This is a genomic window from Gammaproteobacteria bacterium (assembly GCA_029884425.1).
Lineage (GTDB): Bacteria > Pseudomonadota > Gammaproteobacteria > S012-40 > S012-40 > JAOUHV01.
In genome coordinates this window covers 1-22,506 of record JAOUHV010000050.1, presented here as the reverse complement: position 1 = coordinate 22,506, position 22,506 = coordinate 1, and the positions used below count along the sequence as shown (strand labels likewise).

The window sequence follows — 22,506 nt, the reverse complement described above, 5'->3', positions numbered from 1 at the left end:
AATTCCAGATGCGCCAGTCAGCGCGCAAATGCTGGGTGGCATGATCAAGCGCATTGCGGACAATACCATCTCCGGCAAAATTGCCAAGACTGTGTTTGAGGCGATGTGGAATGGCGAAGGTGATGCTGATCAAATCATTGATGCTCAGGGTTTGAAGCAGGTAACAGATACCGGCGCGATTGAAAAAGTGATTCAGGATGTGTTCGACGCCAATCCTGAGCAGCTTGCGCAATATCGTTCCGGTAAAGATAAATTGTTCGGCTTCTTTGTGGGGCAAGTGATGAAGGCTTCGCAAGGTAAAGCGAATCCAGCACAGTTAAATGAACTGCTAAAGAAAATGCTACAAGGTTAATGAAAAGGCGGCACTGCCGCCTTTTTAATGAGATGAAATTGGGTAAGTACAGTGAAAGAAACCGACATTCTACGTCGTTTTATGTTTGAAAATTTGCCGGTGCGCGGCGTGTTTGTGCATCTGGATGCGACATGGCGGGCGATTTGTGATCGAAACACCTATCCCAAAGAGGTGGCAGATCAATTAGGTCAATTGGTGGCGGCGGGTATGCTGCTGTCATCAACATTGAAATTCGATGGCTCCATGACTTTGCAGATTCAGGGGAGTGGCCCGGTGAATCTGATGGTGGTTGAGGCGACCGCTGCGCGTACAGTGCGGGCAATTGCCCGCTGGCAAAGCGAAGATTTTCGTGGCGATTTAAAGAAAATGTTTGGTGACGGCAATCTGGTGATTACGATTGAACTAGCCAATGGCGAGCGCTACCAGGGTATTGTCGCTCTGGAAGGCGACAGTATTGCCAAGGTGGTCGAAGGATATTTGCGTCAATCAGAACAGCTTGATACTCGTCTGTGGCTGGCAATTGATGGCGATCAGGCAACGGGAATGTTGCTGCAGAAACTGCCAAGCGAAGAAGGGGAAGAAACCGATGATTGGAACCGGCTGAAACAGTTGGCCAATACGATCGAATCCTCGGAGCTGAAAGATTTATCGGCTCAGGAAATTCTGCATCGCCTGTTTCATGAAGACACCCTGCGCTTGTATGACGCAGAGCCCATAAGTTTCCGTTGTTCTTGTACGCGAGATCGCGTGGGTAACATGTTGCGTTCGCTGGGGTATGGCGAAATTAAAAGTCTACTGGAAGAACGTGGCAATATCGAAGTTAATTGCCAATTCTGTAACCAGCTTTATGTGTATGACGCAGTTGATGCAGAAGGCTTGTTTGCTGCGTCAAATAGTCCGGATGTGCCGAAAACGCGACACTAGTTTTTGCGATTAGGCGTCGCAGTTTGTGCCGGTATGGGTGATCGCCCTTGCCGGCATGAGTGAGGAGGGGTATGGATATCTCTGAGTCTCCATCGCCGAACAGAGAGCAAAAGATAGCCTATCGTTTGCATCGCGTTTTCAGTGCTATACGGCAATTTCGTAAGCGCATGTTGCTACGATTTGCCGGTGATCTGGATTATGCCAATGTGCTTTCGCATGTGCATGGCGAAGGACATTTCAATCCGCGCTACACCTTTATGGTGATTATCTCCGTCGGTATCGCTACCCTCGGTTTGTTGCTGAATTCTCCAGCGGTCATTATCGGTGCAATGCTGATTTCTCCACTCATGGGGCCGATCGTTTCGCTTGGTTTCGCGCTGTGTACGATTGATTACACTCAAATGAAATCGAGTCTGCGGGCGATGCTGGCAGGGACAGTGCTGGCTTTGCTCGCATCGTTTCTGATCGTGACTTTGTCGCCGCTGGTGGAGCCGACAGGTGAAATTCTTGCGCGTACCCATCCCAATTTATTTGATCTACTCGTTGCTGTGCTGTCTGGATTGGCGGCAGGTTATGCCGTTATTCACAATCGTGGCGCTGCCATTGTTGGTGTTGCCATTGCGACCGCATTGATGCCGCCGTTGGCGGTAGCAGGTTACGGTTTGGCTGTGTTTGACATGGCGATAGCCGGAGGCGCTTTTTTTCTGTTCATGACCAATCTTTTGGCCATTGCGCTGAGTGTGGCGATGTTGGCCAAGTGGTATGGTTTTGCGACAGCGCACAGTCCACGGTATGTGTTGTGGCAAAGTGGTATTACCATTGTGGTGTTTTTGACACTGTCTATTCCCTTGGCATTTGCGCTCAAGGAAATTGCATACCAAACCTATCAAACGCAAAGTGCTCGTAAGCTGGTGAGCAATTATTTTGAAAAAAAGGATGAGCGCCTGGATACGCTCTCAATGCATTTTACTGATGGTGGTGGGGTGAGTGTTGATATTGTTGCACTGGCGCCATCATATGACGAAATGGCAAAGCATGATTTGACTGACTTGCTGACAAAATCGCTACAGGTTGATGTGGTTGTTAATCTTGATCAGGTTATATTGGGTGGTGATGAATTAAGCCAGAAGCGACTGCTGGAAAGTGTATTACATCAGGCTCTGCAGCAACCTCAGTTGGCAAAAGCTAATCGCCAAAGTGAAATATCAATGCGTGTGCGCCAGAGTCTGTTGTTGCCAATTAAATCGTTGGCGGTGGACGATGATCTAAAACGGATCATTGTTTATGTGCAGCCGCAAAGTGACGTGTCATTGGCTGAGGTGCGCAGGGTTGAACAGCGTTTGGCGGAGCGTTTTCCTGAGTGGGTTGTGAATGTGATTCCTGCAGTGCAGCACTTGCCCAATATTTATTTTGCGGAAGGTCAGGTGAATACGAGTTCGCAGGAGCAGGAGAAGCTGGCGGTATCGGCTTGGGCGTTGCAGCGCTGGGATGTGCGTGAAGTGGTAGTTCATGGATATGTCAGCGGTGGTAATACTCGACACAATCGCAATTTGGCGATACGACGTGCGCAGGCAGTGGAGCAATATTTCAATGCGAACAAAATCGCGACCCATGTTCGTGTCGTGCCGCGGACATCAGTTGTGCGCGAAGAAGAGCGACAGTTTGGTGAGCAATACTCGCGTCGGGTCGAAGTTGGCTTGTATCAGAAGCCGGAAATTATTCCTGTAGTTAAAGCTGGTTGATGCCCGCGATGGCGGCAAGTTTATCTCATAGCGCCGGGTTAATGCTCGATCTCTAGGTGTACTTCCGTGGTGTGATTTTCCCTTAGACGAAACGCTCGAATTTCCAATACGCCCAAAGTGTTCAGCGAAATGATGAGATAAATTGCATCGGGATAGGTGGCTTCACGCAAATCCGTTGCAGAGGGGCAGGCTTCGCTGTGAGGGTGTGAGTGATAAATAGCAAACAATTCCTCGCCGGAGTCGCGCATGTGGCGCATGGCATCAATTTGTTCGCGAGGGTCCATGCGGTATAAGTTTTGTGTATCCGAGGCAACATTTTTGATGGGGTAGGTGCTGTACGGAATCCGATCCAGGCTGCCTATCAAGCCACATACCTCATCGTTGGGTTGGCTTTGGGCATGTGCGAGGATTTGGTTAACAAGTTGTCTGGGAAGTGTGATGTTGTCCATGACAGGATCTCTTGTTGTGGTAAGTGCGGAAGTTGTGTTGCTACCGCTAATTTGCTCGATTATGGAGTTCGTGTCCAGACGTTCATTGGTTTGTGGCTGCTTGCGACGTCGCCAATGTCTTTCCAGGCAAAGCTGACCTGTTTGCCATTGCGGCGAAAACCAAATTTTTGCCACAGTGTGTCAGGTGCATGGTAGTTGTCTGGTCTGGCGGGATGATCGGGTGCGCGTTCAACGGTGTACAAGCACAGGTGTTGATAGTCGCTGGCCTCAATTAATTGAATCATTTGCGCCAATAATTGACTGCCAAGTCGTTGCCCGCGAGCATCACTGCGTACCATTAGTTCGCCAATGTAAAAATAGAGCAGTTGTTCGGCGGGGCTAAATGGTGCGCGAAATTCTTCAGTCTCGGCGCTCAGTGGCATCGCAGTACACGCGGCCTTGATGCCGTGTTCGTCACTTTCAAGCAGTAGTATGCTGTGTTCGCATTGGGCATAGCGTGTCAGATAATCGCGTTCGTACTTCATGTCACCGGCATACAAATACGGATATTCGCGAAATATATCAATGCGGAATTGGCCGAGGGCTTCGATATGTTTGGCGATGTCGGCGCCACGAATAATTTGCTGCGGATTGGTCATGGCTTTTTTCCCAGTGTCAGGCGTTCATGTCCAGCGAGATCTTTGATCGAGGCGACTTCACCGAATTGATTTTGCAGCATCAACTGGCGTACCTCCGGCGCTTGTTGCCAGCCGTGTTCGAGCAGCAGCCAGCCGTTATGGTTGAGATAGTTTGGTGCGGTGCGAATGATGAACTCCAGGTCAGCGAAACCTTGTTGATCGCTGAACAGCGCGCTGGCGGGCTCGTAGTGGCGCACGCTGGTTTGTAAATGCGGATCATGTTGGTCGATATAGGGTGGGTTGGATGCGATTAAATCAAAGGTCTCATCAGTAAAAATTTCAAACCAACTGCCCAGGCGGATTCCGCAATTGTCGAGCTGTAGCTGCTGGCGATTATGTTCAGCAATGGCTACGGCAGCAGCAGAAAAATCGCCGGCGATAACCTGGCTGTGAGTGAATTCACTGGCCAGGGCCAGCGCAATGGCGCCACTGCCGGTGCCAAGGTCCGCAAGGCGATAGGATTGTTGTGGTGACAATAACTGTAGTGCTGTTTCGATAAATAATTCAGTTTCTGGACGCGGAATTAATACTGCCGGCGAGACGTGCAGCGTGAGCGTCCAGAATGCCTGTTCGCCAAGCAGATAGGCGATGGGTTCACCTTGTTGGCGACGATCGAGCAGTTCGGCGAGTTGCTGAAGCTGGTCGGCGGTTAATGATTGTTCCGGCCAGGTGCGCAAGTAGGTGCGATCTTTGTGCAGCACATGACACAGCAATAATTCGCAATCCAGTCGCGGCGAATCGCTGTTTGCTAATTGCGCACTTGCCCAGTGTGTCCACGAGGCAAGTGTTGGTGCGGCCTGCATGATGCTTACAGTGCGCCCTCGTTGAGCGCGGTAAGTTGTTCTGCCTGATATTCGTTGTTGAGCGGCTCGATGATCATGTCGATATCGCCTTCCATGAACGACTCAAGTTTGTAGACAGTGACGTTAATGCGGTGATCGGTGATGCGACCTTGCGGATAATTGTAGGTGCGAATCCGCTCGGAACGATCGCCGCTGCCGACCAGGCTTTTACGTGTTGCCGCAGTCGCTGCTGCCTGACGATCGCGTTCGGCCTGGGTCAAGCGAGCCTGCAGGATAGACATGGCGCGCGAACGATTTTTGTGTTGCGAGCGTTCGTCCTGACACTCTACAACGGTGCCTGTCGGAAGGTGAGTGATGCGGATGGCTGAATCGGTTTTGTTAACGTGCTGACCACCGGCACCGGAAGCGCGAAAGGTGTCGACCTTCAAATCTGCCGGATTGATTTCAAATTGTTCGATTTCATCAGGCTCGGGCAGGATGGCCACGGTGCAGGCAGAGGTGTGAATCCGGCCTTGGGTTTCGGTAGCGGGCACGCGTTGTACTCGATGTGCGCCTGATTCAAATTTTAAATGTGAATAGACATCCTTGCCGCTGACGCGAACAATGATTTCTTTGTAGCCGCCATGTTCGCCATGACTTTCGTTGAGAACTTCAATTTTCCAGCGATTGCGCTCGGCGTATTTGGAGTACATGCGGAATAAGTCGCCGGAGAAAATAGCGGCTTCATCGCCGCCGGTGCCGGCGCGAATTTCAAGAAATACGTTGGCGCCATCATACGGATCTTTTGGCAGCAGTAGTTTTTGCAGCTCGACCGTCAGTTCTTCGCGACGGGCTTTTTGCGCTTTAATTTCGTCCTGAGCCAGGGCGCGCATTTCGGCGTCGTCTTCCTTGGCCATTTGTTCGGCAGACTGCAGATCGGCCAGGCAGCTGCGGTAGCGGCCAAAGGCTTCGGCAACGGGTGTGAGTTGCGCGTGCTCCATCGACAGTTCGCGAAACTTGTTATTGTTGGAAATGATGGATGGTTCGGCGAGCAAAGCGTTAATTTCTTCAACGCGCTCAGAAATTTTTTCGAGTTTCGCTAGGATGTTTTGATTCACGGGGTTATTCGTTTGTGTCTTTGAGGTCAAAAATTTCCTGCGCGGCTTGCAGGATATGGCGATCGCCATTCATGCTGGCATCACGCAGACGTTTGGTGGGCGCATGCGCGAGTTTGTTGGTGAGGTTATGCGCCAGGCGCTTGAGTACCTCTTCGGGATTATTGTTGGCCAGCATTTGCAGCGCTTTTTCCAGCTCTTGCTGTTTGATGGTTTCCAGTGCTTCGCGGTAACTGCGAACGACGTTGATGCTTTCCTGGGCTTTGATCCAGCTCATAAAATCTGACACTTGCGTGTCGATGATTTCTTCGGCTTGTTCTGCTGCGTCGCGACGGGATTTCAGACCTTCCTCAATGATGTCTTGCAGATCATCGACGGTGTACAGGTACACGTCTGGCAATTCGCCGACCTGACTTTCGATGTCGCGTGGCACCGCAATATCCACCATCAGCATGGGTTTGCGTTTGCGCGCCTTGATCGCCGCTTCGACCGCACCTTTGCCCAAAATGGGCAGCGGGCTGGCGGTGGAGGAAATAATGATGTCCGCTTCAGCCAGATGATTGGGGATTTCGTTGAGCGATATTGCGTAGGCGCCCACTTGTTGCGCCAGGGTTTGTGCGCGCTCGACGGTGCGATTGGCGATGATCATCCGGCCAATGTTTTGCTCCTTGAGGTGGCGCGCAGCCAGCTCAATGGTCTCGCCTGCACCGATCATTAGTGCGGTGTGTTTCTGGAAATTGCTGAAAATCTGTTTGGACAGGCTGACGGCAGCGAAGGCGACAGAGACCGGGCTGGCGCCGATGGCGGTGTCGGTGCGCACTTGTTTGGCCACTTTGAACGTGTGCTGGCAAAGGCGATTTAAGGTGGTGCCCACTGTGCCGGCGTCGGTGGCGGTGCGGTAAGCATCCTTTACCTGACCAAGAATCTGCGGTTCGCCCAGTACCAGCGAGTCCAGACCGCTGGCGACGCGCAGCAGGTGGCGAACGGCCTCCTTGTCTGGGTGGACGTAGAGGTAAGGCTTCAAATCCTGCAGTTTGAGGTTGTGATAGCTGGAAAACCAGTCTTCCACGGCAGCGATGGCCGCCGGAGACTCCAGGCAGCAATATAACTCAGTCCGGTTGCACGTTGAGAGAATGGCGGCTTCGTTGACGCTGGGTTGGCCGACCAATTGCTGCAATGCCTCGCTCAAGCGATCGGGGGAAAAAGATACGCGTTCGCGTATTTCCACCGGTGCAGTTTTGTGATTTACGCCAAAGGCCAGTAAGTGCATAAAGTTAAACATCAAATTTGCCGAACCCGCTATTTTGTTTGAAGCTGCGACCGAATACAAGGAGCCATATATTCTATCAGGAAAATTAGCCCAGGATTAATGTCTGAGGAATAGTGGATATGGGCGAGCTCTTTGTTGCTGGAGGTAGTGTGCGGGGGGATTTATTGAGTGCTGTCCAACAGTTAGCTGGTATATTAGTATAGACGGCGATGTTTGCGGCGATCAGATGCACTGGGGGGGAGATGAAGAATTATCGGCAGCTATTGGTGGTGGCCATGACCATCGTTGTGTCTGCGTGCGCAACTCAGGGACACAGCGGTCGGGATGCTGCAGAAATTTCCGCCGCCGGTTTGCCAGAGAATATTCCACCGCCGGGTACATTCAAGACCGGGGTTGATCAGGCAGATCTGATGTACGAGGCGATGCTGGCGGAAATCGCTGCACAGCGAGGCCAATTGCAGATAGCGCTGGATTATTACCACCATGTCGCGATGCAAACCCAGGACGTTTACTACGCCGAGCGCGCTGCCCGGGTGGGTAACTACGTGCGCGCCTACCAGAAGGCGTTGGATGCAGCGCTGATCTGGCGCGCCAAAGACAAAGAGAATGCGGAAGCCAATCAGTTGGTGTCGGTGCTGTATCTGCGCACCGGTCGCTACAACCTGGCGGCCGCCGAACTGGAAAAAATTCTTAAGGAGACGGACAAGGAGCGGCTAGGTCAGGCGTTTTTGCAGCTGGGTGCGCTGTTCCAGCGTGAAGTGCCGCTGCAGCAGGCCATGGAATTGATGGATACCCTGCTGGAAAAGTACAGCAAGGTTCCCGAAGCCCTGTACGTAGCGGCATCGCTGCACTTGGGGCTGGATCAAAAAGAGCAGGCGCTGGAGCGCGTGAACCAGGTGGTGAAAATATCGCCAGACTGGGAGGAAGGCGCGCTGCTACGTCTGCGAGTTCTGTTTACCCTGCACCGCAAGGAAGAGGCTATTACCCTGACTCGCAAATACCTGGAGCAGCATAGGGACAAGCAGTCTGTGCGCCTGGCCTATGCCCGTGCCTTGGTGGAAAACAATCAGTATGCCGATGCGCGCAGTCAGTACGAGTTGTTGTTAGTCAAATTGCCGGAAAGTGAAGAGGTTCTGTACTCGCTGGCGATGTTGTCGCTGCAGTTTAAGGACTACAACGAGGCCGAAGGCTATTTGCAGCAGCTGGAGAAAACCGGCAAACGTGAAGACCAGGTGAAGTACTACCTGGGTCAGATTGCCGAGCAGCGCGGCGATGACGAAAAGGCAATGGATTGGTATTCCTCCGTCGGTGAAGGTGAGTTTTACCTGGACGCCCAGTTGCGGCTGGGAATGGTGTTGGCCAAGGCTAAAAGTCTGGAGGAGGCCATTGAGCACCTGCACGGCATTCCGGTGAGCAATGCTGACGAAAAACGGATGCGCATTTTGTTTGAGGGCGATTTGCTGCGTCGCTATTCGGAATTCAAGCAGGCCTCTCGTGTTTATGAGGTGGGGTTGAAGGAATTCCCTGATGACATTGATTTGCTCTATGGGCACGCACTGGTGGACGAGCGCATGGGACGGGTGAATGACTCCATCGCAACCATGCGCAAGATTTTAGTTCGCCAGCCAGACAATGTGGCTGCGTTGAACGCGCTGGGATATACGTTGATTGATCGGACAAAAGACCTTGTCGAGGGTCGCGAGCTGCTGGAAAAAGCCTACGCCAAAGAACCGAATGATCCGGCCATCATCGATAGTATGGGCTGGCTGTATTACCGCTTGGGCGACTACAACAAATCCCTGGAGATGTTAGCCAAGGCAAACTCCATGGTTGAAGATGCCGAGGTGATGGCGCACTACGGTGAAGTGTTGTGGGTTGCCGGGCAGCAGGATAAAGCTCGAGAAGTTTGGAACAAGGCACAGGAGCAGTTTCCGGAAAACCTGATATTGCGCGCGACTGTGAAACGGTTCATCAAAAAGTGAAGTGGCTGGGATGGCTGTTTGTGTTGGCGCTGACCGGGTGTGCAACCCAGCCGGTGGTGATTCAGCCGCAGGCAGCGTCAGTGCTGCCGCCTGGTGAATATTGGAAAATGACCGGGCGCTTTGGTGCAAGTCATGATGAGGAATCATGGAGTGGCGGCATCGAGTGGCGGCAGCAGGGTGAGGGCTATTTCATTCAGTTGTCGGGGCCGTTGGGTCAGGGCGCGGTACAGTTGAGCGGAGATGATCGGTCAGCACAGCTAAAACTGGCCGAGGACAAAGTGTTAAACGACGGCAGTGCTGAGTTGCTGTTGTGGCAGCATACCGGTTGGCGCGTACCCTTTGCTGGAATGCGTTACTGGATGCAGGGAAAGGTCGCGCCGCTGGCTCCGATTGATCAGCAGGAGTTTGATCAGGACGGACGTTTGGTTCGTTTGAACCAATCTGGCTGGCGAGTGGATTTCCGCCGCTATGTGGCCGTGAATGATCAAGCCTTACCCAGCAAAATGTTGTTGCAGCATGACGGGATCAGCGTCCGTCTGGTGGTAGATCAATGGGAGTTGAGTCATTGAAGTCTGTTGTTGATGCGGATTGGCGCAATCCGCAGTTCGCCTGGCCAGCTCCGGCCAAAATCAATCTGTTTTTGCACATCACCGGTCGGCGCACCGATGGCTATCATTTGTTGCAGACGGTGTTTCAGTTTATCGATTTTTGTGACTACCTTTATTTCAGTACCAATCTGAGCGGTGAAATAACACGCGACAGCGAGTTGGCCGGCGTGCCGGCTGACAGTGATCTGGTGGTGCGTGCCGCCAGACTGTTGCGCCAGCATTGCCCTGGTCCGGAGGGAGTGGCGATTCGCGTCGACAAGCGATTGCCCATGGGGGGCGGGATTGGTGGAGGTAGCTCGGATGCCGCGACGACGTTGATTGCGCTGAACAAATTGTGGGGCTGTGGCCTGGATGTGGATCAGTTGGCGAGTCTGGGTTTGGCGCTGGGCGCGGACGTGCCGGTGTTTGTGCGTGGCCACGCGGCCTGGGCTGAAGGTGTAGGTGAACAATTAACGCCCGTTTCCCCTGCGGAACCGTGGTATGTGCTTATTATTCCACCGGTTAGCATCAATACCGGAGAAATTTTTTCGGATCGGGAATTGACAAGGGATAAAGAAATCCTCAGAATACGCGACTTTCCAGGGGCACTCACAGAGAATGTATGCCAACCGGTGGTTGAGCAACGTTATCCTGAGGTGGCCCGGGTAATTCACTGGCTTGCACAGCATGGCAAGGCACGAATGACAGGCACTGGCGCCTGTGTGTTCGCCCCATTCGAGAGTGAAAGCGAAGCCAGAGCCGTAGCAGGGCAGGTGCCCCAGGGGTGGCGAGTTGTCGTCGCCAAAGGTATGAATACTACCCATCTGTACGGTGTGTGAGACAAACTGAGTTCTGTTGGGCTGTCGCCAAGCGGTAAGGCACTGGATTTTGATTCCAGCATTCCTAGGTTCGAATCCTAGCAGCCCAGCCATTTTCTTTACGCCGAGACACACTTTCAGGAGTGCAATGCTGTGCCTGACCGTCGCATGATGGTGTTCACTGGGACCGCCAATCCCCAGTTAGCCCAAGATATTGCACGCTTTCTCCACCTGCCCCTAGGTCGTGCTGCGGTAGGTACCTTCAGTGATGGCGAGATCAGCGTAGAAATCCTGGACAATGTCCGCGGTAAGGACGTGTTTATCGTCCAGCCCACTTCTGCACCAACCAATGATAATTTGATGGAACTGCTGGTGATGGTTGACGCCATGCGCCGCGCATCGGCTGGTCGCGTCACTACCGTTATCCCTTATTTTGGTTATTCCCGTCAGGATAGACGTACCCGTTCTGCCCGCGTTCCCATTACCGCCAAGGTGGTAGCCAACATGATCACCAGCGTGGGCACCAGTCGCGTACTGACGGTGGACCTGCATGCGGATCAGATTCAAGGCTTTTTTGATATTCCGGTGGATAACGTGTACGCTTCGCCCATTTTGTTGGGTGATATTTGGCGGCAGAAACACCCGGATCTGATGGTTGTGTCACCTGACGTGGGCGGCGTAGTCCGTGCCCGCGCCCTGGCCAAGCGCCTGGGTGATGCCGATTTGGCAATTATTGATAAACGCCGGCCACAAGCCAATGTGGCGAAAGTCATGCACATCATTGGTGATGTACGTGACCGCACCTGTGTGCTGGTTGACGACATGGTCGATACCGCCGGCACGCTGTGCAAAGCGGCCGAAGCGTTGAAAGATCATGGCGCGAAAAAAGTGTTGGCCTATTGTACCCACCCTGTATTGTCGGGCAAGGCAGTGGAAAACCTCAGCAACTCCGTGCTGGATGAGCTGGTGGTAACGGACACGATTCCGTTGACCGATGCCGTACGCGCTTGCGGCAAGGTAAGACAATTGAGCATTGCCGAGATGCTGGCGGAAACCATGCGCCGTATCCACACCGAGGAATCGGTGAGTTCGCTGTTTATTGACTGATTTTTTTGGTGCAACCCGGTCGTAGCTGAATCGGGTTGCTTTTTGTAAGAGGGCTGGTCGCGGCCCTGTTTTGAGGAGTAAGAAACCATGTCTGGTGACTTTACAATTGAAGCTACAGTACGTACTGACGAGGGGAAAGGTGCGAGCCGCCGCCTACGTCAGACGGGTAAAATCCCTGGTGTTATCTACGGCGGCCACAAGGACGCTGTATCGATTTCTCTGGAACACAACAAAATCCTGCACAGCTTGGAGCATGAGGCGTTTTACACCTCAATCCTGAACGTGAAGGTGGATGGCAAGACTGAGAAAGCGATTTTGCGCGATGTACAGCGTCATGCGTACAAGCCAAAGGTAACGCACATTGACTTGCAGCGCGTTAACCCCAACGACGTTATTCACATGGTTGTGCCTTTGCACTTCATCGGTGAAGACGGCTGCGTTGGCGTGAAGGCCGGCGGTCACTTGACTCACAACATGTCAGATCTGGCCATCAGCTGTGCTGCCAAAGACCTGCCTGAGTTCATCGAAGTGGACGTAAGCAATCTGGCTATGGAGCAAGTGCTGCACATTTCTGATCTGAAATTGCCTAAGGGTGTGACTTCTGTTGCCCTGTCTCACGGTGCAGATCATGACTTGCCAGTGGCTGCAGTTCACAAGCGTCGTGGCGAAGAAGCCGAAGCGGCTGAAGAAGTTGAAGCAGAAGAGAGCGACGAAATCTCTGATGCAGCAGATGCTTCTGACGCTGAAGGCGACAAGTAAGACCCTGACGGGTGTTGAAACTCTGGGCGTAGAGGCGAACAGCAGTGACTGCACCCATCAAAATGATCGTGGGCCTGGGAAATCCAGGCTCCGAATATGCGGAAACCCGGCACAATGCCGGGTTTTGGCTTATTGACGAAATCGCTCGCGCCCACGGCGCAAGTCTGCAGGCCGACAGCAAGTACCACGGTGACACCGCCAGAATACTGATCGGCAGTCACGAAGTACGCCTGCTCAAACCCATGACCTTCATGAATCGCAGTGGTCAGTCCGTGGCCAAGCTGGCGAATTTCTACAAAATCCCGCTCGAATCCATTCTGGTCGCCCATGATGAAATGGATTTTGCGCCAGGTATCATGCGGTTAAAAATCGGCGGTGGTCATGGTGGCCACAACGGTTTGCGCGACATCATTGCCCAGATGGGCAATCAAAAAGATTTTCTGCGGCTGCGGATGGGTATTGGCCATCCGGGGCACGCCAGTCAAGTGACCGGTTATGTGCTGGGTAAGCCACAAACCGATGATAGAATCGCTATCGAATTAGGCATCAAAGAAGTGTTGGCCGTATTGCCGCTGTTGCTGGCCGGCGAACTTCAACAGGCCATGAATCAATTGCACACCAAGTTAAAAGGGTAAGGTTATGGGATTTAAATGCGGAATCGTCGGTTTGCCTAATGTGGGTAAATCCACGCTGTTCAATGCCTTGACCAAGGCCGGCATCGATGCCGCCAACTACCCGTTCTGCACCATCGAACCCAACGTCGGTGTGGTGCCCATGCCCGATGCGCGCCTGGATGCCCTGGCCGCCATCGTCAACCCGCAGCGCGTGCTGCCCACCACCATGGAATTTGTCGACATCGCCGGACTGGTCGCCGGAGCCTCCAAGGGTGAAGGTCTGGGTAACAAGTTTTTGGCCAATATCCGCGAAACCAATGCCATTGCCCACGTGGTGCGCTGCTTTGAAGACGGCGACATCACCCACGTTTCCGGCTCGGTCGACCCATTGCGCGACATCGAAATCATCAACACCGAACTGGCGCTGGCAGACATGGAATCCGTGGAGAAAAGTCTGCTGCGCGTAGCCAAAATCGCCAAAAGTGGCGACAAAAAGGCCAAGGCACAGCAGGCCCTGTTCGAGCGGCTGAAAGCCCAGTTGGATAAAGGCGAGCCAGTCCGGGCGCTGGAATTCAGCGAGGACGAAAAAGTCCTGATGAAAGAAATCCAGTTGCTGACCAGCAAGCCTACCATGTACATCGCCAACGTTGCCGACGACGGTTTTCAGAACAACCCGCTGCTGGACAAGGTGCGCGCCCTGGCCGAGAAGGAAGGCGCGGCAGTGGTGCCAGTCTGTGCGGCCATCGAGGCCGAAATCGCCGAGCTGGATGATGCGTCGAAAAAGGACTTCCTCGCCGACCTGGGTCTGGAAGAACCCGGTCTGGATCGCGTAATCCGCGCCGGCTACTCGTTGCTGGGACTGCAAACCTACTTCACCGCCGGCGTCAAAGAAGTTCGCGCCTGGACGGTGAAAATCGGTGCCACCGCACCGCAGGCCGCCGGCGTGATCCATACCGATTTCGAGAAAGGCTTCATTCGCGCCGAAGTGGTTGCCTATGCAGATTTTGTCGCATACAAGGGTGAAAACGGTGCCAAAGATGCCGGCAAATGGCGCCTGGAAGGCAAGGAATACATCGTACAGGACGGCGATGTAATGCACTTCCGCTTTAACGTCTAACTGGTTAAATTCCCGTCGGTTTAGTGACGCCCGGGGTTGACATTTGGGGCACTAATCCGCAAAATGCGCACTCCCCGCAACGGGGTAAGGCTACATAGCTCAGCTGGTTAGAGCACATCACTCATAATGATGGGGTCCCAGGTTCGATTCCCGGTGTAGCCACCATATTCCAAAAGCCCGATTCTAACGAGTCGGGCTTTTTTATGCCCTACTTCCTTTCCCCATACGTCTTTCCGTAGGGTGCGCGGCGCACCCTACGGTTGGGGAGTTAACTCATATCCTGCGGATCCACGTCCACGCTCCATCTCACCTTTTTCGCGTCTTTGTGATTTTCCAGAAACTGAATGATTTTCGCGAGCAGTGCGTGCAGGTCGCGGCGGTGTTCGGCGATCAGCAATAGTTGCGCGCGGAATCGTCCGGCGCGCTTTTCGATCACGGCGGGAACCGGGCCGAGGAATTCTACTTTGCTGTGATTTTCACTCAGTGTGTGCAGCGCGGATAGCACGTCCATCGGTAAGGCTTGCGCGGTGGCTTCGGCGCGGATCAGTGCGGCGAAGCGGTAGGGCGGAAACTGCGCCTGGCGGCGTTCGTCCAGCGCGGCTTCGGCGAAGGCGTGGAAGCCGTCGCGGATCAGTGTGGTCAGCAGCGGATGTTCCGGGTGGTGGGTCTGGATGATGACCTTGCCCGGTTTGTCGCCACGACCAGCGCGACCAGCGACCTGGGTGACGAGCTGCGCCAGGCGTTCGGTGGCGCGAAAATCCATGCTGAACAAACCGCCGTCGGCGTCGAGAATGCCGACCAGCGTGACGTTGGGGAAGTCGTGGCCTTTGGCCAGCATTTGCGTGCCCAGCAAAATTTGGCCGGCACCGGAATGCACTTTGTCCAGCAGCGCCTCAAACGAACCTTTGCGGCGGGTGGTGTCGCGGTCGATGCGGATCACCTCGTAGTTGGCAAAATGTTCCGCCAGCGCTTTTTCCACCCGCTCGGTGCCAAAGCCCTGGGGGCGGATGTCCAGTTCGCCACAGCTTGGGCACTGGTGGGGAATGGGGCGTTCGCTGCCGCAGTGATGACAGCACAGACGTTTGCTCTGCTGGTGCAGGGTCATGTGGGTGTCGCAGCGGCGGCACATTTCGATGTTGCCGCACTGATGACAAATCAGGGTTGGCGCAAAGCCGCGCCGGTTCAAAAAGAACAGCACCTGATTGCCGCGCTCAAGATGTTTTTTGGTTTCGCGCAACAGCGCGTGGCTGATGTTTTCCAGCATGGGCTGGTTGCGCAGGTCCAGGGTTTCGATGCCGGGGGCGGCAGCGTGGCCGGCGCGCTTTTGCAGTCGCAAGCGGGTGAAGCGTTTCTGTTGGCAGTTGTACAAACTTTCCAGTGACGGCGTGGCCGAGCCAAGCAGCACCGGAATGCCCTGGCGATTGGCGCGCACCAGCGCGATGTCGCGGGTGTGGTAGCGCAGGCCATCGCCTTGTTTGAACGAGGCATCATGTTCTTCGTCGATGATGATGATGCCGGGTTTGGCCAGGGGGGTGAAAATCGCCGAGCGGGTGCCAATGATGATGCGTGCTTCGCCGCTTTTCGCCGCCAGCCAGTTGTTGAGTCGTTCGGTGTCGTTCAGGCCAGAGTGCAGCAGCGCCATGGGCTGGGGAAAACGACGGATGAAACGGTCCAGCAGTTGTGGCGTCAGGCCGATTTCTGGCACCAGCACCATCGCCTGTTCGCCGCGAGTAAGCACTTGCTCGATGATTTGCAGATAGACTTCGGTTTTGCCGCTGCCGGTCACGCCATCAAGCAGAAAACAGTGATAACTGCCCAGACCGGCGCGCACTGCTTCGCAGGCGGCGTGTTGTTCCTGATTGAGTCGCAGCGGCGCTTGCGCGCTGATGTGGGCGTGGCTGGCAAGGCTGCTTTGCTGAATTTCCACCACCCAGTTTTTTTCCAGCAATTTTTTCATCGCCGGACGCCAGCCATCAATTTTTTCGTCCAGCAGCGCGCTGCTTTGGCCGGCAGAGTCGGCCTGGAGAATACTGAGCAGACTGGCCTGCTTGGGCGCGCGCTTGAGCTGTTCGACTTGGGCGTCACGGCCCTCGGTGGTCAGTTGCCACAGGCTGATGGTTTTGGCCTGGGCCGGATGATTCTGGCGCAGCAGGGTGGGCAGCGCCGAGAACACCGTGTCGCCCAACGAATGGTGGTAATAGTTGCTGAGCCAGCTTAACCAGTCGAGGTGGCTGGCTGGCAGCAGCGGTTGTTCGTCGATGACGTGGCTGATGGCCTTGAGTTTGTCGCGAGGCACTTCGCTGGTTTGTTCCAGCGAGAGAATCACGCCGATTTTTTGCTGACGACCAAATGGAACACTGACGCGCATGCCGGGTTGCAGCAGCGGGTGGTGGCCTGGGGGTGGCAGGTAGTCAAACAGGCGACGCAGCGGAGTCGCAATGGCAAGGCGAACGATCATCGCGCGACTGTAACATGCAGCGGATTTTTCGCATACCGCATTGCGAAAACGGGGTAACTTGCTGTGCTGTTGGACAAAAGCGGCTTATCCACAAAGCCTGTGGATAACTATGTGGATGAAGTGGGGGAAAGTCGTCTAAGTGGCCATAGCGCAAGGCGCGGTATTAAATTGTATAATATTTGTGCTGTAACTTAACTTGTTGTTTTTAAATAATAAAAAATTTCAGAGCAAAAAAAGCCGCTTTTTTAGGTTGTCCGAATCGCACTTGGGGTTGTCAATAGTTCAATGTGAATAATTTTGTAAGCTCGATACAAAAATGATTATGGCGAGCGCGGCGTGACACTGAACGCCTGGATTTCCTCCATCTGGGTGAGGGTCTCGGCCAGCAGGCGGAAATTCTTCTCATGGCGGGTGCGCAGCAGCATTTCGTAGCGCATGGATTTGCCATCGTTTTCCAGTTGGTAACTGCGGCTGCTGGACTCGATGTTGTGGTAGCGGACAATTTCGAGAATCTCGTCTTCGGTCAGTTGCGACTTGCGCAGTGTCTGCACCGACAGGGCGCCCAGGGTCAGCGACGGCAGTTTGGATTCAAGCCAGCGGAACGCTGACAGGGTGCCCAGTGCCAGTACGGTGGCAATGCCGGCGGCGAGGAAAAAACCCACGCCGATGAGCACGCCAATGGCCGCAGTGATCCAGATGGAAGCGGCGGTGGTCAGGCCGCGAATAGTGTGCGCCTCTTTCATGATGACGCCGGCGCCCAAGAAACCGATGCCGGTCATGATGCCCTGCGCCATGCGGGTAGGGTCAACGCGGATGGTGTCGAGGGGAACGCCCTTGAGCAGCTCCCACTGGTACACCGTCAGCAGCATCAGCAGTGACGAGGCCATGCACACCAGCGCGTGAGTGCGAAAACCGGCAGGGCGACCGTTGTAGGAGCGTTCCAGGCCGATCAGGCCGCCAGCGGCCAGAGCGATCAGCAAACGTGACGCGGTGGTGACAAGTTCTGTGTCGAGACCAAAAATATCCAGATTCATGACAAATTTTTCTATGGCAGGTAAAGATGTGCTGTAAATCAATGCGATGCATAATAGCTGCCGTATACTACCACGCCAGCCAAATTACTGATCGCTCTGTGGATATTGACGGCCCTGCGCCGCGAATCCTGAGCTGAACCGGGAGGAACAATGACCGATTGTTTGTTTTGTAAGATTGTGGCCGGAAAAATTCCGGCGAACGAAGTTTATCGCGACGATGACGTGGTCGCATTTCGCGACATCAGCCCCCAGGCACCCAAGCACCTGCTGATTATTCCCACCGAGCACGTGGCGACGCTGAACGATTTTGATCAGGCGCATCAAATGGTGTTGGGCAAGATGCTGCTGACCGCGCAAAAGCTGGCCAAGGCCGAAGGCTTTGCCGACAGTGGTTATCGCACCGTGATTAACTGCAATCAGGATGGTGGCCAGACGGTGTACCACACCCATATGCATGTGCTGGGTGGGCGGGCGATGAAGTGGCCGCCGGGCTAGTCGATCGAAAAAAAAGTGTGCGTATCAAGCCCGGCATCGCCGGGCTTTTTTTATGGCAGCCGGTATAGCTGTTTTTCGTAGGCCGCGCCGGGGAACAGCGCGTGGGCCAGCGCGTCCTTGGCCAGTTCCGGGTCCAGCGGCACCGGTTGCAGTTGATCGCCGACAACGCGGAACTGCTGCGCGGGATTTTCCGGGGTGTGGATCACCACCTGATCGCCCACCTGATAGGCGTGGTTGTTGTCGTACTGCATGATGGCGCGACCGGGATCATTGGCCGGCAGACTCAACAGGTCGCGGCCTATCATCGGGTTGTGATTTTCCAGGCCCATGGCGCTCAGTGCAGTGGGCAGCAAGTCGATTTGGCTAGACAGAGTGTCCAACCGCTGCTTGGGGACGTTGGGGCCGAGCAGCAGACCGACGATTTGGTATTTTTGCACGGGCACCAGTTCTGTGGCGCGCACCAGCATCGGGTGATCGGCCACCAGCAGGAACACAGTGTTGGCGAAATAGGCTTCTTTTTGTGCCTGCTCGAAGAACTTGCCCAGCGCATAATCCGCGTACTTGGCGCTGTTGTGCGGGTTTTGCCGTGGCTGATCGTAGTTGTCGATTTTGCCTTCGGGGAAATCGTACGGCGCGTGATTGGTCAGGGTCAGCACCACGTTGGCGAAGGGCTGCGGCGTTTGTTTGAATTTTTCGTTGGCAAAGCGGAACAGCGCTTCGTCCGATGCGCCCCACGAGGTGCGTTCAGCATCGACGGGGAAGTCGGCGGTGTCGAGCACTTCATCAAAACCGTTGTTGAGCATGAAGCCGCGCATGTTGTCGAAATGACTTTCGCCGCTGTAGATGAAGCGGGTGTGGTAGCCGTGTTGTTTGAGCAGGCTGCCGATGGTGAAAAAATTCTGCTGTGACTTGTTCAGCTTCAGAATTGTGCTGTGCCAGGTGGTGGGTGGATAGGCACTGAGCAACGCCTCCATGCCGCGCGAAGTGCGGATGCCGGTGGCGTAGAGCTGACTGAACAGCGTGCCCTGCTCGGCCAGTTTTTCCAGATTCGGCGTCAGCGGCAGGCCGCCCAGGCTGGCCATGTATTCCGCGCCCATGCTTTCCATGATGATGACCACCAGATTGAGCGGTTTGTCGCGGGCAATGGCCGGCGTCTGCTGGTGCAGGGTTGGCAGCGTCGCATCCTGCGGGCCGTCGATATGCGCGGCGCGGCGCACGCGAGTAAATACTTCCTCATCCGGCAGGCTGCCGTACAGCTCGTCCGCGATAATGCTCGCCTGATTCTGCCGGTACAGCGCGTACAGCAACGAATAGCTGGAATTCAGTCCCAACTGGTTGGCCAGAGGGTTGCCGGAAAACGCCGCCAGTCCCGGATTCGGCGTGGCCTTGTTGATGCCCGAACGCATGCCGATGATCAGCAGCACGATCAGCAGCGGCAGCACCAGCAGGCGCAGCACCACGGGCCAAGGCTGTTGCGCCCGCAACAGTCGCGACACTGCTTGCCAGCACAACACCCCAAATGCTAGCCACAGCAGGCTGAGCATGGGCAGGGCGACGGGATATTCGCCCCACACCGTCAGCAGTACTTCCTTGGGATGGGTGAAGTACTGGAAGAAAAGCTGATTGGGGCGGCTGGTGTACTCGTTCATGAACGGCCCGGTGACCACTTCCATGCCGATGATCAGCATCACCCAGGCGCTGAAGTACAACGTCAGCGGCACGTGCAGGCGGCGCTGCCAGGACAATGGCAACAACAGCATCAGCAGCGCCGGCAGCAGCAGTGCCGCGCTTAGCAGCACTGCGTCCATGCGCAGACCGATGGGATAAATCCGCCACAGTTGTTCGATCCCCTGCAACTCGTCGGCAAAGTACAGGCTTAGGCCCGCACGATTGACGGCGAAAAACGCAATGCAGAAAACGAAGAAGGCCCCCAGGGGAGCCAGGGGGCCGAGTTTTTGGTACAGCCTAGTCATGAATGAAAGTGTAATCTCAGAACGTTGCTAATGTGTGACCAAACTCGCGGGCATATCGTTCCCCAAATTCCTTGCGGCTGAAACGATGGTTCTGCGGGCCGTGGCTTTCGATCTTGATCGCGCCGATCAGCGAGGCAATCCGGCCGGTGGTGTCCCAGTCCAGGTCATGCATCAAACCGTACAGCAGGCCAGCGCGGTAGGCATCGCCACAGCCGGTGGGGTCAGACAGTTCTGCTGCCTTGGCGCAGGGAATCTCGATGCGGTGCTTTTTGGTGTAAATGTGCGAACCCTTGCTGCCCTGGGTGACGATGAAGGCTTCGACGCGCTCGGCAATGTCATGCGGGCTCAGGCCGGTGCGCTCGTACATCATTTCCGCTTCATAATCATTGACGGTGACCCAGGTCGCCTGATCGATGAAGGCTTTCAGATCGTCGCCGTCAAACATCGGCATCGCCTGACCGGGATCGAAAATGAACGGAATGCCGGCTTCGACAAACTCGCGGGCATGCAGAATCATGCCGTCGCGACCATCGGGTGAAATGATGCCGATCTTCACGCCCTTGGCGTCGGTCACGCTGTTTTCGTGGGCATAGCCCATGGCACCAGGATGAAACGCAGTGATCTGGTTGTCGTCCATGTCGGTGGTGATGAATGCCTGGGCGGTGTAGCTATCGGATTTTTCTTTGACGTGCTTGGTGGAAATGCCGTGTTTCTCAAACCAGGCGCGGTACTCGGCAAAATCGTTACCCACGGTGGCCATGGGCAGCGGGCTGCCACCCAGCAATTTCAGGTTGTAGGCAATGTTGCCAGCGCAACCACCAAAACTGCGACGCATCTCGGGCACCAGAAACGACACGTTAATCATGTGGGTCTTGTCAGGCAGGATGTGGTTTTTGAATTTATCGGGGAAGACCATCACGTTATCAAACGCGAACGAGCCGCAGATCAGTGCTGACATTGAATTGCTCCGTGCTGAGAATTTGTTTTGGGAATGAGGGGATTGTAACGGGTACGGGTGGGGAAATGAAACAGGGAGGGGCTTGGGCGTGCACTTGGGGGTTTGGAGTGGGAGGCAGCTGATCATCATGGGGACGCTTTTTTCAATCCCCGCGGCTAAGCTTAAGTGACTATATCTGATTGTATTTTAAAGAGTTTGTTGGTTTGGTGCGATGCGTTGAGTGATGTGTTGACGCGAGGGACTGCTTGAAGGAGTACTTAAAACCGTCAATAATTGACGGTATGGGGCGATAATCAGGGACAAGGGACTTGGCCAGCAAAGAATCCAATGTGGTTGATTTCAACATCACCCCTGACAGGGCGAGAAAACTCATCAAAGAAATTGCTGAGGATAGCTCGAGGGTGATTTTCACGGCCCATGCGGAAAAGCGCATGCGACAGCGCAAGATTTCAAGAATTCAGGTGATGAGATGTTTGACGCACGGCCGCGTGATCGAGGGTCCCGCTCCCAGTATTAAAGGGAATTGGGAGATGAAGATGGAAGTGATGTCTGCCGGAGAGATAGTTACTGTAGTTGTTGCTTTGGAAAAAGACGACGCTGGAAATTATGCAGTGATAATTACGGTATTTGGAGCTTAAGCCCCATGAAAAAAGAAAACATGTACCACTATACAAGTTGCGGCCTCCGTAACATCTGGTTACGGAACGGATTTGTCATGAAAGAAACCTCGTATGGTCATGGAGTCGCAATACATGACGTTGAGGGATTGCATAAAGCCATTGGTTTGAATTTGGTTCAAAATAAGCCTCACCTCAGTGGGGCCGAGATTCGTTTTTTGCGAAAAGAACTTGATATGCCCCAAGCGCAGTTGGCAGCGATGCTTGGCGTTAGTGAAAACACCATTAGGGGCTGGGAAAAACACAGAGGCAAAATTACAAAGCCAGCCGAACGGTTGCTGCGGATGATCTATCAGGAATACGTTACGGGAAATTCATCTATTCGCGAACTCATCGAGCGACTCGGGAAATTCAACAGAAACATCTATTCAAATGGGATGAGCCTCGAGGAAACAGAAAATGGCTGGGTGTCAGCGGCCTGATTGGGGATCACTTGGCGCAATGCCTTTTAGTTATTGCGTGGTGCATCAAAGCAGGTAGGGTGAGCCGCGTGTACAAACCGGGGACATGGGTTACAAAGCGTTCGGAGACATAGGTAACACATCTAGACTGATGGCATGAGAAATCTAAAGAGGAATGATCATGCCTTGGACAGAGGTGTCTACCATGACCTTGA

At 54.3% G+C, this 22,506-nt stretch carries 22 protein-coding genes and 2 tRNA genes; 15 read left to right on the top strand and 9 right to left on the bottom strand.

Features of this window, described 5'->3' with window-relative positions; all coding sequences use genetic code 11:
• From gatB to OEW58_11830, 3 genes are all read left to right on the top strand, one after another.
• The coding region (gene gatB, locus OEW58_11840) for an Asp-tRNA(Asn)/Glu-tRNA(Gln) amidotransferase GatCAB subunit B (GenBank protein MDH5302042.1) at positions 1–352 on the top strand (352 nt) is incomplete at its 5' end.
• A gap of 51 nt (positions 353–403) precedes the next feature.
• Positions 404–1,276, top strand: coding sequence for an Hsp33 family molecular chaperone HslO (hslO, locus tag OEW58_11835; GenBank protein MDH5302041.1), 873 nt, complete (start codon positions 404–406; stop codon positions 1,274–1,276).
• Between the two features lie 167 nt (positions 1,277–1,443).
• Positions 1,444–3,018, top strand: a complete 1,575-nt coding sequence (locus tag OEW58_11830) for a DUF389 domain-containing protein (GenBank protein ID MDH5302040.1) — start codon at positions 1,444–1,446, stop codon at positions 3,016–3,018.
• Between the two features lie 38 nt (positions 3,019–3,056).
• Here OEW58_11830 and OEW58_11825 read toward each other — a convergent pair whose 3' ends face one another.
• Genes OEW58_11825 through hemA form a run of 5 tightly spaced genes read right to left on the bottom strand, consistent with a single transcriptional unit; the run spans position 3,057 to position 7,311 of the window.
• On the bottom strand, positions 3,057–3,467 hold the full coding sequence (locus tag OEW58_11825; protein MDH5302039.1) for a M67 family metallopeptidase: 411 nt from the start codon (positions 3,465–3,467) through the stop codon (positions 3,057–3,059).
• A gap of 59 nt (positions 3,468–3,526) precedes the next feature.
• Positions 3,527–4,105 (bottom strand): N-acetyltransferase, encoded by a 579-nt coding sequence (locus OEW58_11820; protein MDH5302038.1) that lies wholly within the window; start codon positions 4,103–4,105, stop codon positions 3,527–3,529.
• Positions 4,102–4,947: a peptide chain release factor N(5)-glutamine methyltransferase gene (gene prmC / locus OEW58_11815; GenBank protein ID MDH5302037.1), complete on the bottom strand. Its 846-nt coding sequence runs from the start codon at positions 4,945–4,947 to the stop codon at positions 4,102–4,104. The genes OEW58_11820 and prmC overlap by 4 nt, the downstream gene beginning before the upstream one ends.
• A gap of 5 nt (positions 4,948–4,952) precedes the next feature.
• Complete coding sequence (prfA, locus tag OEW58_11810) at positions 4,953–6,044, bottom strand: peptide chain release factor 1 (protein MDH5302036.1); 1,092 nt, start codon at positions 6,042–6,044, stop codon at positions 4,953–4,955.
• A gap of 4 nt (positions 6,045–6,048) precedes the next feature.
• The gene (gene hemA, locus OEW58_11805; GenBank protein MDH5302035.1) at positions 6,049–7,311 is read right to left on the bottom strand and encodes a glutamyl-tRNA reductase; all 1,263 of its coding nucleotides are present in this window, start codon (positions 7,309–7,311) and stop codon (positions 6,049–6,051) included.
• 242 nt (positions 7,312–7,553) lie between these two features.
• Between hemA and OEW58_11800 the strand changes: the two genes are divergently transcribed.
• The 9 genes from OEW58_11800 to OEW58_11760 all read left to right on the top strand — a co-directional run bounded on the left by OEW58_11800 (position 7,554) and on the right by OEW58_11760 (position 14,460).
• On the top strand, positions 7,554–9,293 hold the full coding sequence (locus OEW58_11800; GenBank protein MDH5302034.1) for a tetratricopeptide repeat protein: 1,740 nt from the start codon (positions 7,554–7,556) through the stop codon (positions 9,291–9,293).
• Positions 9,290–9,862: a lipoprotein insertase outer membrane protein LolB gene (lolB, locus tag OEW58_11795; GenBank protein MDH5302033.1), complete on the top strand. Its 573-nt coding sequence runs from the start codon at positions 9,290–9,292 to the stop codon at positions 9,860–9,862. Before OEW58_11800 ends, lolB begins: the two co-directional genes overlap by 4 nt.
• Complete coding sequence (gene ispE, locus OEW58_11790; protein ID MDH5302032.1) at positions 9,844–10,719, top strand: 4-(cytidine 5'-diphospho)-2-C-methyl-D-erythritol kinase; 876 nt, start codon at positions 9,844–9,846, stop codon at positions 10,717–10,719. The genes lolB and ispE overlap by 19 nt, the downstream gene beginning before the upstream one ends.
• 17 nt (positions 10,720–10,736) lie before the next feature.
• Positions 10,737–10,811 (top strand) — tRNA-Gln (locus OEW58_11785).
• 40 nt (positions 10,812–10,851) lie between these two features.
• A complete protein-coding gene (locus tag OEW58_11780; protein ID MDH5302031.1) occupies positions 10,852–11,805 on the top strand; it encodes a ribose-phosphate diphosphokinase in 954 nt (317 codons plus the stop codon).
• 87 nt (positions 11,806–11,892) lie between these two features.
• Positions 11,893–12,564: a 50S ribosomal protein L25/general stress protein Ctc gene (locus OEW58_11775; protein ID MDH5302030.1), complete on the top strand. Its 672-nt coding sequence runs from the start codon at positions 11,893–11,895 to the stop codon at positions 12,562–12,564.
• A 62-nt stretch (positions 12,565–12,626) separates the two neighbouring features.
• A complete protein-coding gene (gene pth, locus OEW58_11770) occupies positions 12,627–13,199 on the top strand; it encodes an aminoacyl-tRNA hydrolase (GenBank protein ID MDH5302029.1) in 573 nt (190 codons plus the stop codon).
• Positions 13,200–13,203: 4 nt separating this feature from the next.
• Positions 13,204–14,295 (top strand): redox-regulated ATPase YchF, encoded by a 1,092-nt coding sequence (gene ychF, locus OEW58_11765; protein ID MDH5302028.1) that lies wholly within the window; start codon positions 13,204–13,206, stop codon positions 14,293–14,295.
• Between the two features lie 88 nt (positions 14,296–14,383).
• Positions 14,384–14,460: transfer RNA gene (locus OEW58_11760), tRNA-Met, on the top strand.
• A 103-nt stretch (positions 14,461–14,563) separates the two neighbouring features.
• On the opposite strand, the gene OEW58_11755 is transcribed toward OEW58_11760, so the two are convergent.
• Both OEW58_11755 and OEW58_11750 read right to left on the bottom strand, forming a co-directional pair.
• Positions 14,564–16,753, bottom strand: coding sequence for a primosomal protein N' (locus tag OEW58_11755; protein ID MDH5302027.1), 2,190 nt, complete (start codon positions 16,751–16,753; stop codon positions 14,564–14,566).
• Positions 16,754–17,073: 320 nt separating this feature from the next.
• Positions 17,074–17,787 carry an MgtC/SapB family protein gene (locus OEW58_11750; GenBank protein MDH5302026.1) on the bottom strand — a complete coding sequence of 238 codons (714 nt, stop codon included), beginning with the start codon at positions 17,785–17,787 and terminating at the stop codon, positions 17,074–17,076.
• A 150-nt stretch (positions 17,788–17,937) separates the two neighbouring features.
• Here OEW58_11750 and OEW58_11745 point away from each other — a divergent pair, with 150 nt between their 5' ends.
• The gene (locus tag OEW58_11745) at positions 17,938–18,282 is read left to right on the top strand and encodes a histidine triad nucleotide-binding protein (GenBank protein ID MDH5302025.1); all 345 of its coding nucleotides are present in this window, start codon (positions 17,938–17,940) and stop codon (positions 18,280–18,282) included.
• A 50-nt stretch (positions 18,283–18,332) separates the two neighbouring features.
• Here OEW58_11745 and OEW58_11740 read toward each other — a convergent pair whose 3' ends face one another.
• Positions 18,333–20,255, bottom strand: coding sequence for an LTA synthase family protein (locus OEW58_11740; GenBank protein ID MDH5302024.1), 1,923 nt, complete (start codon positions 20,253–20,255; stop codon positions 18,333–18,335).
• A 16-nt stretch (positions 20,256–20,271) separates the two neighbouring features.
• The gene (locus OEW58_11735; protein MDH5302023.1) at positions 20,272–21,213 is read right to left on the bottom strand and encodes a carbohydrate kinase family protein; all 942 of its coding nucleotides are present in this window, start codon (positions 21,211–21,213) and stop codon (positions 20,272–20,274) included.
• A 308-nt stretch (positions 21,214–21,521) separates the two neighbouring features.
• On the opposite strand from OEW58_11735, the gene OEW58_11730 reads away from it, so the two are divergent.
• Together OEW58_11730 and OEW58_11725 are read left to right on the top strand one after the other, a co-directional pair.
• Positions 21,522–21,851 carry a DUF4258 domain-containing protein gene (locus OEW58_11730; protein MDH5302022.1) on the top strand — a complete coding sequence of 110 codons (330 nt, stop codon included), beginning with the start codon at positions 21,522–21,524 and terminating at the stop codon, positions 21,849–21,851.
• Between the two features lie 5 nt (positions 21,852–21,856).
• Positions 21,857–22,312 carry a helix-turn-helix domain-containing protein gene (locus OEW58_11725; protein MDH5302021.1) on the top strand — a complete coding sequence of 152 codons (456 nt, stop codon included), beginning with the start codon at positions 21,857–21,859 and terminating at the stop codon, positions 22,310–22,312.
• Positions 22,313–22,506: the final 194 nt, after the last annotated feature.